General features: G+C 70.9%; 11 protein-coding genes. 1 reads left to right on the plus strand and 10 read right to left on the minus strand.

The genetic code is table 11. From position 1 onward, the window contains the following. Window positions 1–107: 107 nt before the first annotated feature. The gene (locus dqs_RS04255) at window positions 108–2075 is read left to right on the plus strand and encodes a monovalent cation:proton antiporter family protein (protein ID WP_011764529.1); all 1968 of its coding nucleotides are present in this window, start codon (window positions 108–110) and stop codon (window positions 2073–2075) included. A 7-nt stretch (window positions 2076–2082) separates the two neighbouring features. Here dqs_RS04255 and dqs_RS04260 read toward each other — a convergent pair whose 3' ends face one another. The 10 genes from dqs_RS04260 to dqs_RS04305 form a co-directional block, all read right to left on the minus strand. Beyond that, a complete protein-coding gene (locus dqs_RS04260) occupies window positions 2083–2730 on the minus strand; it encodes a prepilin-type N-terminal cleavage/methylation domain-containing protein (protein WP_011764530.1) in 648 nt (215 codons plus the stop codon). A gap of 34 nt (window positions 2731–2764) precedes the next feature. Continuing rightward, entirely contained in the window at window positions 2765–3454 is a 690-nt protein-coding gene (locus dqs_RS04265) for a type II secretion system protein (RefSeq protein ID WP_084018216.1), read from the minus strand. Then, window positions 3451–4689: a hypothetical protein gene (locus dqs_RS04270; protein WP_011764532.1), complete on the minus strand. Its 1239-nt coding sequence runs from the start codon at window positions 4687–4689 to the stop codon at window positions 3451–3453. Before dqs_RS04270 ends, dqs_RS04265 begins: the two co-directional genes overlap by 4 nt. Before the next feature lie 14 nt (window positions 4690–4703). Then, complete coding sequence (locus tag dqs_RS04275) at window positions 4704–5090, minus strand: hypothetical protein (RefSeq protein WP_065339756.1); 387 nt, start codon at window positions 5088–5090, stop codon at window positions 4704–4706. Then, a complete protein-coding gene (locus dqs_RS04280; protein WP_065339757.1) occupies window positions 5087–5677 on the minus strand; it encodes a hypothetical protein in 591 nt (196 codons plus the stop codon). Before dqs_RS04280 ends, dqs_RS04275 begins: the two co-directional genes overlap by 4 nt. Beyond that, entirely contained in the window at window positions 5674–7098 is a 1425-nt protein-coding gene (locus tag dqs_RS04285) for a hypothetical protein (protein WP_065339758.1), read from the minus strand. The genes dqs_RS04280 and dqs_RS04285 overlap by 4 nt, the downstream gene beginning before the upstream one ends. Window positions 7099–7104: 6 nt before the next feature. After that, window positions 7105–8310: a type II secretion system F family protein gene (locus tag dqs_RS04290; protein ID WP_065339759.1), complete on the minus strand. Its 1206-nt coding sequence runs from the start codon at window positions 8308–8310 to the stop codon at window positions 7105–7107. After that, window positions 8307–10016 carry a GspE/PulE family protein gene (locus tag dqs_RS04295; RefSeq protein ID WP_065339760.1) on the minus strand — a complete coding sequence of 570 codons (1710 nt, stop codon included), beginning with the start codon at window positions 10014–10016 and terminating at the stop codon, window positions 8307–8309. The genes dqs_RS04290 and dqs_RS04295 overlap by 4 nt, the downstream gene beginning before the upstream one ends. Further along, a complete protein-coding gene (locus dqs_RS04300) occupies window positions 10013–10648 on the minus strand; it encodes a tetratricopeptide repeat protein (RefSeq protein ID WP_065339761.1) in 636 nt (211 codons plus the stop codon). The genes dqs_RS04295 and dqs_RS04300 overlap by 4 nt, the downstream gene beginning before the upstream one ends. Before the next feature lie 65 nt (window positions 10649–10713). After that, entirely contained in the window at window positions 10714–12303 is a 1590-nt protein-coding gene (locus tag dqs_RS04305; RefSeq protein ID WP_236778732.1) for a pilus (MSHA type) biogenesis protein MshL, read from the minus strand. Window positions 12304–12390 lie beyond the last annotated feature (87 nt).

A 12390-nucleotide genomic window follows, 5' to 3' on the forward strand; every position in this document is an offset into this window, starting at 1 on the left:
GTCTCCGCGGCAAAGCGTGCTGCAGTGCGGCGGCGAATGATCGGCCCGCGATTGTATAACAAATGGGCGGCCCACCCGGCACGCTCCGGACAAGGCCCGCCCGCCCGATGTTGAACACCCTAGATCTCGTCCTGTTGCTGCTGGCCGCGGCCGTCGTGCTGGTGGCCGTGCTGCGCAGCGTCAATCTCCCGCCCGTGCTCGGCTACCTGCTGGTCGGCGCGATGGTGGGGCCGCACGCCTTCAACCTGGTGCCCGACTCCGCGGGCGCCCGCCATCTCGCCGAGTTCGGCGTCGTCTTCCTGATGTTCTCGATCGGGCTCGAATTCTCGTTGCCGCGGTTGCTGGCGATGAAGAACATCGTGTTCGGGCTGGGCGCCGCCCAGGTAGTCGGCAGCATCGCGCTGACGCTGGTGCTTGGCAGGCTGGGCGGACTGGGGTGGGCGGCAGCGTTCGCGCTGGGCGGCACCATCGCGATGTCCTCCACCGCGATCCTGTCGAAGCTCCTGGCTGACCGGCTCGAACTCGACAGCCGGCACGGGCGGGAGATCATCGGCGTGCTGCTGTTCCAGGATCTCGCGGTGGTGCCGCTGCTGATTCTGCTGCCGGCCCTGTCGCGCCCTGCCGAGGAACTCGCCGTCACGCTCGGGCTGGCCGGGATCAAGGCGGTGGTGCTGCTGGCGCTGGTGCTGGTGTTCGGCCCCCGGCTGATGCGGTGGTGGTTCACGCTGGTGGCACGGCGCCGATCCGGCGAGCTGTTCATGCTCAACGTGCTGTTCATTACGCTGGGCCTGGCCTGGCTGTCGGAACTGGTGGGCCTGTCGCTGGCGCTGGGTGCCTTCCTCGCCGGCATGCTGATTTCCGAAACCGAGTATCGCTACCAGGTCGAGGAGGACATCAAACCGTTCCGCGACGTGCTGCTCGGGCTGTTCTTCGTCACCGTCGGGATGTTCCTCGACGTCGAGACGATCGTGTGGCACCTGCCGGCCGTCATCGGCCTGGTGGTGGCCTTGCTGGCCGCCAAGTTCCTGATCGTGTTCGCCGCTTCGCGCGCGTTCCGCTCGCCACCGGGGACCGCCATGCGCTCGGGCCTGTGGTTGTGCGCCGGCGGGGAGTTCGGCTTCGTGCTGCTGTCCGAAATCGTGGGGCTGCGGCTGATGCCGGCGGGGCTGGTGCAGGTCACGGTGGCGGCGCTGGTGCTGTCGATGCTGGTGGCGCCGCTGATCGTGCAGGTCAGCGACAAGCTCGTGATGCGCTTCGTCGCTTCCGAATGGCTGCTGCGGTCGATGGAGCTGACGCGGGTCGCGGCCCAGTCGCTCAATACCGACAAGCACATCATCGTGTGCGGTTACGGCCGCAGCGGCCAGTACATGGCGCGCTTCCTCGAGCAGGAGAACCTGAGCTACGTCGCGCTGGACCTGGACCCGGAACGGGTGCGCGAGGCCGGCGCGGCCGGCGACACCGTGGTTTATGGGGACGCGGCGCGGCGCGAGACGCTGATGGCGGCCGGGATCATGCGCGCCAGTGCGTTGGTGATTTCGTTTGCCGAGGTCGAGGCTGCGCTGCGGGTGATGCACCACGCGCATGCGCTGCGCCCCGGCCTGCCCATCGTGGTGCGGGCGGTGGACGAGGCCGACATGGAAAAGCTGTCGCTGGGCGGCGCGGCGGAAGTGGTGCCGGAGGCCTTCGAAGGCAGCATCATGCTGGCCTCGCATGCGCTGGCGCTGATCGGCGTACCGCTCAGCCGCGTGGTCAAGCGCATCCGCGACATCCGCAACCAGCGCTACGCGTTGATGCGCGGCTTCTTCCATGGCGCCACCGACATCGGCGAAGTGGCGGAGAACAGCCAGGCGCGCCTGCATTCGGTGACGGTGCCCGACGCGGCGCCTGCGGTCGGGCGGACGATAGGCGAACTCGCGCTGGAAGAGTTTGGCGTGGGGGTCTCCGCGGTACGCCGCCGCGGCATCCGGGGCCTGTCGCCCGGCCCCGAAACCCGCATCGTCGCCGGCGACGTGCTGGTGCTGCTCGGCCTGCCGCAGGGGCTGGAGCAGGCCGAGGAGCGCGTGCTGAAGGGTTGATGCGCGCTCAGAATCCGAGGCAGAGCACGTAGGTCGCGGCATCGTCCACCGGCGTGTCGGCGGCCAGCGCGGTCAATCCGCCCGCCCCCTGGGTACCGGCGCGCAGGGTGCCGGTCGCCGGTTCGCCGTCATCCACCGCAAGGTCGATCTGGCGCACGAAGCGGCCGGGCACTGCGGCCGAACACAGTGCGTAGCTGCCGGGTACGCCGAGCGGCGCGGCGTCGCCGCTGCTCTGGATGCCGAGGCGGCCGCCTTCCGCATTACGCGGCGCATAGCCCGGATCCGCGGTGTCGGTGGCGCCCGCCGCAAGATTGGCCATCCGCACGTGCTGCCAGAACAGGAAGGACTCGGACGCTGCGGTGTCATTCCAGTTGCCGCCGATGAGCCCGTCACCGTTGCCGTTCGTCGTGCATTCACCGGCCGCTGCGGGGCAGATGTGACGGCGTGCGTTGGCGTCGTCGCCCGGCGTGGCGCGGTATTTGTCGCGGTAGCCGTGCAGCAGCATCGGGATGCCGCGGAAGTCCTGGGTGAGATTCTTGACCTTGGCATTGTTGAGAATCTCCTGCCCCTTGAGCACCCCGCCGAGCAGCAGGCCGATGATGACGAGGACGATGGCGATTTCGACGAGGGTGAAGCCGTGTTGTCGTGAGTGCATGGTCGTGTTGTGCAGTGGTTGAAGGAAAGCGGGGTCAGAGCCGGCCGGCCTGGGCGAGCCGCGCAATCAGCAGCGGATGGCCGATCCAGATCAACAGGTCGTCGAACGAGGCAGTGGCCTCGCCCGCCTGATAGCGCGGATGGGTGGCCGAGTAGCTCGCGTTGAGCCCGTCGGCCCGCAGGTTGTTGCCGGTGGAGTACACGATGGCGACCGCGCGCGATTCGCTTTCGACCGTGATCGGCCGGTTGTCGTGGTCGTAGAGCTGGAGATTGGAGAGGGGTACCGTGGCGGCGCTGATGCCGCCGGCGGCGGCGAAGGCGGGATCCACCCGATAGCGCCAGTGACCCGGCCAGGGCGCCGTGGGGCTGCTGCGCGGCGTGCCCCACGCGTCAACCGGCCCCAGGCCAAGGGTGCGCCACGGCAGCATGCCTTCGACGCTGTCGTCGCACGGTGGTGCGTTCTCGCGTCCATAACCCGCGCTGCCGGGGTCAGGTTCGGTGCTGGGGCAGGGCAGGCGGCCATGCAGGATGGCGAAACCGTAGAGCGCCTGCTCGATGTCGCGCAGGCGTTCCGACGTTTCCTGGCGCTGGCGGGCTTCGAGCCGGCTGGCGAGCGGGCCGAGCATGCCACCGGTGAGCAGGCCGATCACGACCAGCACGATGGCGAGTTCGGCCAGCGTGAAACCGCGTGCGCGCCGGTGCCGGGGTTGGGGCGCGCGATTCATGGCAGGCAACGGACGACGTCTTCGTGGGCGGGGCGGCGCGGGTCGGCGACCGCGAAGTGGCGATAGCCCGCGAGTTGGCCGCCACCACCCGACAGCAGCTGCGGATTCGGCCCTTCGAACCAGTTGGCGTAATCCTCGCGTTCGGCCGCTGTGCCGCGTCGTTGGGCGCCGTTGCCGCTGCGGATGCGTTCGCCGGCAAACAACACGGCAACCCGGCATTGCCCGAGCCCCACCGGTGCCGGCGCGGCCGCGCTCTCGGCCAGTGAGGCCGTGAGGCAGGCGCTGCCATCGGTGCAGACCACGAAGCGCGCCTGTTCGCGCCAGTTGTCGTGCCGCGCGGCGGCCGTCAAGGCAAGGCCGAGTGCTGCTGCGTCGGGAAGCGGTCCCTGCGCCAGCGGGCCGGCGACAGGCACGGCGTGACGGTCGACGAACGCTGGCTGCAGCGACGCGGTGACGAGGGCTGCGGCGGCAGTGTCGAGAAAGCCGTTGAGGTAGGCGGCGAATTCGGGCCGCCGCCGCAGCGCGTCGAAAATGTCGTCGGTGGTCAGCCAGGCAATCAGGTCGTTGTTGGACGTGTTGCCGGCCTCGCCCTGATGCACGCTGAGCGGCCCGGTCGCGGTCGGGACATAGCCGCCCTCGAGGTAGTGCGCGATGTCATCCGCGGCCCGTGCGCCGCCGCTGCAGCGGGCGGCGCTGGGCGGACGTTGCTGTCCCTGCAGTGCGCGGCCAGGGGCGAAGACCACCGCGAGCGCGCGCGCAGAAGGGGCGTCGGACCCCGCCAGGACGTGCCCGCCGAGCGAGCGCAGTTCGAAGTCGCCCGGCGAGTCCCAGTCGAATACCTGCGCCTTGGGGTTGTTCTTGCCGCTGGCCGCCACCGCATACCACAGGCACTCGCCGTCGCCATCGCGCACGTCTGCAAGACCCAGCGTGCGATACGGGAAGCGCCCGAAGGCCGCGAGGCCGCGGCTGCCGCAGGCGCCGGCGGGTGCGCCATCGTTGCCGCTGTCCGGGCAGGGTAAATAGCCGTATCCCTGGTCGGGATGGCGCTCCGGATAGCTGAGCGCATAGCCGGCGAGGGCTGCGCGGGCGGAGGCGAGCGTCTCGAGGCTGGCCGCGGTGTGGCGCGCCCGTATCTTCCCTTCAAGATCGGTACCGGCAACGAACAGCGCGGCCCCAACCACCGCCGCGAGCAGAAGCAGGCCGAGCAGCGCGACGCCGCCGCTTCTGTGTGCCACAGGGATGGAGTGCCTCATGGCAGGGGCTCGCGCGTGCCGGTGATCGCGCGGCGCCAGCGCGGCGCGGGCTCGGGGGCGTCCGTGTCGCCCAGGCGCAGCGGGGCGGCTGCCAGGCTGAACGTGGCCTCGCCGTGCGCGGGGTCGAACCGGAGTCGGGCGCCGGCTTCCAGGACGCGTGGCTCGCCGTCGAGCCAGACGAGCGTGCGGCCGCGGCCGGTGCGTAGCACCCCGTCCAGCCGCGGTGCCGCGGCAGTCGGGCTGGTGGTCGGCGGAGGTGAAACTGCCAGCGCGCCGGCGGCACGTTCGGCCGGCGTGAAGAACAAGCGTCCGAGCGGGGCCGCGGGGGCGGAGCCGGACCACAGCGCGAGCAGGAGCGGGAGCAGGGCGGATCGCCGCTTCACGGCGCCCTGCCCGGCCCCGACAGGGCGATCCAGTCGAATTCGCATTCCGCGTGGAGCGCGGCAGGTGCGGGGTTTGTGCTGCGCCGAAGGACGTCGCAACCGCGGCCGATGACGAGGGCGTCCGCCGTGCCGGCGACGCCGTCGAGGAGGTCCAGCAGCGCCTCCTCGTGAGAAAGCTCGACGGCGATACGTGCGGTGGCCGCGTGTAGCCCCTGCGGGCTGTCCGCCAGCAGCGGGCGTGCAGCGGTGAACTGCACGCTCACGTGCCCAAGCTCCTGCGTGGCGAGCTGGCGGGCAAGGGTGTCGGCCCAGCGCGCGGTGCGCTCGGGGCCGAGCGTGCCGTGTGCGAGCAGTGCGCGATAGCTTGCAAGATCACTGCGCAGTTGCAGGAGGCTTTGGCGCGTGGCATCGATGCCGGCGCTTGTGTCCGCCAACTCCCGCTGCAGGCGGGCCGAAGCCGCCCGCTCGACTTCCTGGTGGGTCAGCGCCGCGGCAAGCGTTGCCCCGCCGATCAGCAGCAGCGCCGCTCCAAGGACAAGCGCGCGGTAGCTCGAGGCGTGAGTACGCCATGCACGCCGGCGATTCATGCGGGCTCCAGAAACTGGAGTTCGAGCCGGAGATGTCCGGCGGGTGTCGCGCCGGGGGCGGTTTCAGCGGGGATCGGCCGGAGCTGGATACCCGGCTGGCGCGCGAGATCGGCGGCAAGGCGTTCGGCACCACGCGCGCTGGCGCGGTCATCGCTTCCGTCCAGTTCGAGCCGCAGGGTCACCCGCAGCGGTGCCGGGCCGGCGCCGTCCTGCGGCGGTCGCTCCCAGCGCAGTTCGTGCAGCACTGCCTGCGGGTGGCGGTCGAGCACCGCGGCGATGGTCGCCAGTGCCTGCCGGGGTTCCGCGTGAAGCCGGCGTTGGCGGCCAAGCTCGGCCGCGATCGCGCGCATCGCGGCGGGCGGGTGCGGCGTTGCGGGCGTGTCGGCCTGAAGTGCCGCAAGGGTGCGTGCGTCGACGGCCAGTCGCTCCGTGAGCTCGGCGTTGTGCTGCACGAGCGGGCGCGTCGAGAGGGCGACGCCCGCTGCCCCGGCAAGCGCGATGACGCCGACTGCAGCGGCCATCCCGCCGAGGGTGGCGAGGGCACGGCGGGCGCGGAAGACGCGTACCAAGTCTGCGGGGGCGTGCCCGGCCTGCGGGTGCAGCGCGCGGCTCAGTAGCCGGTGGAGTGGGGCGAGCCAAGCGGCGTCGGGGCCGGCGGGCGACGGCAGGTGCAGCGCGACCGGTTGGAAGGGCGCCGGGATGCCGCCTTCATGGTGCGGGCCGGAATTGTGCGCGGCGACGAGGTCTTCGGCGCCCACGCCGACGATCGTCAGCGGCGTGCGCCGGTCGGTCAGGTCGTGGGCGTAGAGGTGGGCCTCGCTGCGCCGCAGCGGCGCTTCCTCGCCGTCACCGATCAGGCGGGAGAACCGCAGCTGCCCGTGCTGGAAATAGCTGTGCCGCTCACCCGCGGGGGACGCGCTCACCAGCAGGAAGTCGCCGCGCAGGACGGGCTGGCGGCGGCCGTGCCGGCGCACCCACAGGGCGAGCGCGAAGCCCATGCCGTGCAGTGAGCGTACCGCACTGCCTTGCGCGGCCAGACGCTGCAGCCAGGGTTCGAGCGCATCCGCGGGCGTGAGCGCGGACAGCAGCACTGTCTCCCGTGGGGGCGCACCGGATGGCGCCCGGAAGGGCTGCGCCGCGGTGTATGGGGTGTCGGGAAAGTGCTGCCGGCATCGGCGCGAGATCAGCGATGTCCGGTCGCGGCCCCGGCTGCGCGGGAGGGTTTCCAGGCGCAAGCTTTCGCCCGCGAGGTCGGCGAGCAGCGTAAAGGAGGCGGCCGGGCAGGTGCTCAGCCATTCAGAAAAGGCCGCGTGGCCCGCCGCATCGGCGGCGAAGTGCGGTCCGGGCGCCAGGCCGCTGCGCTGCTGCGTCCATGCCCTTGCGCCGGCCGCGGAAATCAGGAGCAGGCAGTCTCGTCCCATGGCGGCCTACAGCGGCAGCTTTCCGAGCACGTCGTAGATGGGGCCGAGGATCGCGCTCATGATCCACAGCATCAGCAGGCCGAGCAGCACAGTGAGCGCCGGCTCGACCGCGGCTTGCAAGCGCGCGACGCCTTCCTGCAGTTCGCGCTCGTAGAAGGCGCCGGCGTGCCGCAGGGCGCGGTCGAGCGTACCGCTGTGCTCGCCGACCCGCAGCATCCGTGTGACCCGCGGCGGGAACACGCGGGTTGAGGCAAGCGCTCCGCTCAGATCTGCCCCGGCCGCAATGTCGTCGGCGACCTGCTCCAGGCCGGTGCGGACCACAAGGTTGCCTGCGGTGCCCGCGGCGGTGGTGACTGCGGCGACGATCGGCACGCCGGCCTCGTAGGACACCGCGAGGACCTGGCAGACGCGGGCGAGCAGCGCGGTGTGCCACAGCCCGCCGACCACCGGCAGACGCAGCAGCGCGGCGTGGACCTGAAGGCGGAATGCGATGCTGCGCAGGAGCGCGAGGCGCACGCCGGCGAGGCAAAGGACCGCCACGACCGTGGCCCAGGCGCCGTGCCTGAGCACGAGGTCCGACAGGCTGAGCAGCGCGCGGGTTTGCCACGGCAGGGTTTCGCCCAGGCTGCGGAACAGGGAGCTCAGTTGCGGCACCACGAAGACCAGGGCTGTTCCGGCCGCGACCGCAAGAACCGCAAGCACGAAGGTGGGATAGATAGACATCCGGCGCAGATGGGCGGCCACCTGCGCACTGCGTTCCAGCGTCGCCGCCAGATGGTGCAGGACTGCGGGGAGGCGCCCGGCCTGCTCGCCGGCGCGCAGCAGGCTGACGAAGACCTCGTCGAACAGATCGGCGCGCGCGGCGCAGGCGTCGGACAGGGTGTCGCCGCCCTCGAGCGCGGTCGCGATGTCGTCCCAGGGGCGCGCGGCGGGCGTCGCGTTGCCCTCGCCGAGGTCGCGCAGGGCCTCCACCAGCGGGATGCCGGCCTCCAGCAGATGGGCGAGCTGGGCGCAGAACGCGCCCAGCTCGCGCGCGGGCAGGCGAGGCTGGGGCCGAAGGCTGCGGCGCGCCACTTCGCCGTGGATGAGGGTGAGCCCGCGGGTGGCGAGCCGTGCTTCGAGATCGTTGAGGTGCAGCGCGTGGGCCCGACCGCGCACCCGGCGGCCGTCGCCGTTGACCGCGCGATAGGCATGGGCCTGCAGTCTGCTCATCGCCGGGCTCCACGGACGTCGACGACGCGCAGCAGTTCTTCCAGCGTGGTGTCTCCGGCCCGCACCCGGGCGAGCCCCGCAGCGGCAAGCCCGACATGGCCCTGACGCTGCGCATGGGCGAGCAGGTCGGAACGGTTGGCGCCGCGGGCGAGGAGGTCGTCCAGCCCCGTGTCGACCGGCAGGATTTCCATCAGCGCGAGCCGGCCGCGATAGCCCTGGAAGTTGCAGCGGGCACAGCCGCGGGCCTGCATCCGGGTGGCGGCTGTGCTGTCGTTGGTGGCGAGGTAGGGTCGCGCCCACGGCTCGATCGCCACTGTTTCGGCGCAGTCCGGGCAAAGGCGGCGCACCAGGCGTTGGGCGACGATGCCGATGAGGTTACCCGCCAGCATCTCGGGCGACACCCCCAGTTCGCGCAGCCGGGGCAGCGCGCCGAGCGCCGAGCCGGCGTGCAGCGTCGAATACACCTGATGACCGGTGACTGCCGCCCGCAGCGCCATGGCCGCGGTGTCGGCATCGCGGATTTCGCCGATCAGCAGTACATCCGGGTCCTGCCGCAGCATTGCCCGCACGCCTTCGGCGAAGCCGATGCGCCCGCTGTCGGCGACCTGGGTCTGGCGTAGCCGCGGCATCGGATATTCGACCGGATCCTCCAGCGTCATGATGCTTCGCGCCTCGGTATTGAGATGCGCGAGCAAGGAGTACAGCGTGGTGGTCTTGCCGCTGCCGGTGGGGCCGGTGACGAGGATCAGGCCCTCGGGGCGGGCGATCATCGCTTCGAGCGCGGCCAGGTCTCCGGCGCCCAGGCCGAGGTCGGAGAGCGGGACCACGCCCTTGCTGCGGTCGAGCAGGCGCAGCACGACGTTTTCGCCGTGCAGCGTCGGCATGCACGAAACGCGGAAGTCGATGGCATGGCCGGCGACGTCGAACGAGAAGCGGCCGTCCTGCGGGACACGGGTCTCGGCAATGTTGAGGCCGGCAAGGACCTTGATCCGCACCGCCATTGCCGGCCAGTAGGTGGCGTGAAGCGCGCGGGTCTGCCGCAACACACCGTCGATGCGGCAGCGGACGCGCAGATGGTGAGCCTCGGGTTCGAAGTGGATGTCGGATGCGTCGCGCTTCACCGCGTCGAGCAGCAGCGCATCCACCAGCCGGACCAGGGCCTGGGGGTGTCCCTCGCCGCCGGGCCGCTGGGGTGGGGGCGGGGCACCGGTTTCGAGTTCGTGCAGGATGCTCTCGAGCGACTGCGCCCGGCCGTAGTGGCGCTCGATCGCGCGGCCGAGTTCGGGGCCTGCTGCCAGCAGGCATTCCACCCGGCGCAACTGCGGACACAGCGCGAGCAGCTTGTCGATGACGGCGCGGTCGTCGGTTGCCGCGGTGGCGATGGTGAGCACGCCCCGGTCCGTATCCAGGCTCAGGGGCAGCAACTGGTTCCGCCGCGCGAATTCGACCGGCACCAGGGCGAGCGCCGCGTCATCCGGCAGGCTGCGGGCGAGGTCGACCGGCCGCCGTCCGCTCGCTTCGGAGATCACGCCGCGCAGTGCCGACTCGGACAGGAATCCCAGCCCGAGCAGCAGATCTGCCAGCGGCCGCGGGGCGCGCTGCTGCTCCATTCGGGCAATGCGCAGCTGGTCCTGTCCGATGACGCCGGCCGCGAGCAACAGCGTGGCGAGGGCGTCGTGATCGGGGAGGGGCGCCACGGCGTTCATCGCGTTGCGGTGAGGGCGTGCAGGCGCCCGCGGGCCTGTTCCGGGTCGAAGCTGTGCGGCCGCAGCAAGGCTGCTTCGAGGGCGCGCGCATAGAAGCCGGCTGCGCTGCGTTGACGCAGGTGGTCCAGGCCAACGGCCAGATTGAAGAGGACGTCGGGTTCGTCCGGGTTGAACGTGTAGGCGCGGAAGTAGGCATCCTGCGCCTCGGCCCAGCGATCCTGGCGGGCGAGCAGGTTTCCGAGGGCGAGATGCAAGGCGGCCGCGTCGGGGTGGCGGCCGAGCAGGCGGCGCAGCCGGTCTTCGCTGGCAGGTGCCGTCTCCGCGCCGAGGCTGTACAACGCGGCGTGCGCCAGCGGGTCGTCGGGAGACACCTCGAGCGCGGCACGGAACCAGCTTGCAGCGCCCGCTGCATCCCCCTGCCGAAGCAGCACCACGGCGACACCATTGCGCGCCTCCACCGCGGTCGGCGCCTGCCGCAGGGCGTGGATGTAATGGGCGCGCGCCGCGTCGAGTTGTCCCGCTTCGAGCGCGGCATGGGCGGCGGCGAGGCTGGTGTAAGGGGTGGCGTCGTCCTGCAGCGGCGTGCCGCCTTCGGCACGAGCGGTGGATAAAGCCAGCACAGCGAGAAGCACCGCCGTTGCCGCCCGGGGCGAGGGGTGGGGGCGGGAACCGGGGAGCCGGGACGGGGGCAGGCGCTTCACGGCTGGCCTAGTCCCGGGTTTGCCCGCACCCGCAACGGGGTGCCATGGGGGTGGCCGATGTCGAAGAAGCCGGCGTCCGGCAGATGCTGGCGCAGTTCGGCGTAGTCGCCGCCGAGCGCGGGGTCTTCGACCACCACCGGCCGCAGGAAGATCACGAGTTCGCTGCGCCGCACGGCGTTGTCGCGGTGGCTGAAGACCTCACCGAGCAGTGGAAGGCTTCCGAGCAGCGGAATGCGTCCGGTGTCGTAATCGACCTTGTCCTCGATCAGCCCGCCAAGCACCGCGGTTTCGCCGCTGCGCAGCCGCAGCACGGATTCGATCTCGCGCGTGCGGATCTGCGGCACGCGGTTGGGAATGCTGCCGAGCGAGGGGTTGGGATCGTCCTTGAAGCCGGAGATGCTGGAGATCGTCGGGCGCACGTTGAGGATGATTTCGCCGCCCGCGCTGACCTGCGCGGTGAGCGCCATCACCATCCCGACCGACACCGACTGCGGTGTCGTCGTCGCGGTGGTCTTCTCTCGGTCGGCGTCGTCGTACTGGGTGGTGGAGGCGTCCACCAGGAAATACACCACCTCCTCGACGACTTTCAGCATGGCCGTCTGGTTGTTGAGCACCGAGAGCCGCGGGCTGGACAGGATTTTGGCGCTGCCGAAGGTTTCGAGAAGGTCCAGCCGCACGTCGAGGCGGTCGGAGAGGTAGCTCAGGGTGGGCGTCAGTGCGTTCGCGTCGCCGCTGCCGCGCGCGGCGACCCGCCAGTTGGGGTTGCCGAGGCGCCGCCAGTCGATGCCCTGCTGGTACTCGTCGCCAAGCGCGACTTCGACGATGGTGGCTTCGATCATCACCTGGCGGCGCGCCGCACGCTGCACCGCATCGATGAACTCGGCGATGCGGCTGTGCTGGCGCGCGGTGGCGCGCACGACCAGGACACCGCTTTCGCGGTTGCTCACCACGGCGTCGGCATCCTTGCCCAGTTCGAGGATGGCGCGCAGGTTGGCTTCCAGCGACTCCCAGAAGCGGTTCGCGGAGGTCGATTCGATCTGCGTGATCGAGGCGTTGCCGCCGCTGGTGCGGGCAGCGCCGAGCGCCGACGACGAGGTGGCGATCTGGGTGCTGGTGGCGACGGTGCCGGACATGCCGCGGGTGAGGTTGACGTAGTCGAGCCGGTAGGTGCGGTGGAAGGCGGCGTCGGGCATCACGGCGAGGTGGCGGCCGTCCAGTTCGAAGCGCATGTCCACCTGGCGGGCGATGCGTTCCAGCAACTGGCGCAGCGGCTGGTTGACCGCATTGAGCGTGACCGTGCCCTGCAGGCCCGGATGCAGGTCGATCTCCAGTCCGCTTTCGCGTGCCAGGGAAAACAGCAGGGACTCCACCGGCACCTTGTTGACCACGATCGAATAGGTCTCTTCCGCAGCGACGGGGCGCGGTGGCGGAAGCGTGAGGGCGCCGGGTGCGGGTGCAGGGATGGGCGCGAGCACGGCTGTTGCCGGCGTAGTGCCGAGATGGCCCAGCGCCGGCGGCGCCTGGAGCGGCGCGCACGCCGCCGCGAGCAGCGCGGCAAGCACGGCGGTGATCGGCTGAGGACGCATCGGCGTGTTCGCGGATATGGCAAATGAATAGACGCGGCATTCTAGGGGGTGAATCCGGAAATGACAAAAAGATATTTCGGGTCGCTT

The organism is Azoarcus olearius, from assembly GCF_001682385.1.
Taxonomy (GTDB): Bacteria; Pseudomonadota; Gammaproteobacteria; order Burkholderiales; family Rhodocyclaceae; genus Azoarcus; species Azoarcus olearius.

Coding starts and splice junctions, on each gene's coding strand:
- dqs_RS04260 (WP_011764530.1), bottom strand. CDS start 2,730: ATGCACTCACGACAACACGGCTTCACCCTCGTCGAAATCGCCATCGTC.
- dqs_RS04280 (WP_065339757.1), bottom strand. CDS start 5,677: ATGAATCGCCGGCGTGCATGGCGTACTCACGCCTCGAGCTACCGCGCG.
- dqs_RS04285 (WP_065339758.1), bottom strand. CDS start 7,098: ATGGGACGAGACTGCCTGCTCCTGATTTCCGCGGCCGGCGCAAGGGCA.
- dqs_RS04265 (WP_084018216.1), bottom strand. CDS start 3,454: ATGAATCGCGCGCCCCAACCCCGGCACCGGCGCGCACGCGGTTTCACG.
- dqs_RS04295 (WP_065339760.1), bottom strand. CDS start 10,016: ATGAACGCCGTGGCGCCCCTCCCCGATCACGACGCCCTCGCCACGCTG.
- dqs_RS04255 (WP_011764529.1), top strand. CDS start 108: ATGTTGAACACCCTAGATCTCGTCCTGTTGCTGCTGGCCGCGGCCGTC.
- dqs_RS04290 (WP_065339759.1), bottom strand. CDS start 8,310: ATGAGCAGACTGCAGGCCCATGCCTATCGCGCGGTCAACGGCGACGGC.
- dqs_RS04305 (WP_236778732.1), bottom strand. CDS start 12,303: ATGCGTCCTCAGCCGATCACCGCCGTGCTTGCCGCGCTGCTCGCGGCG.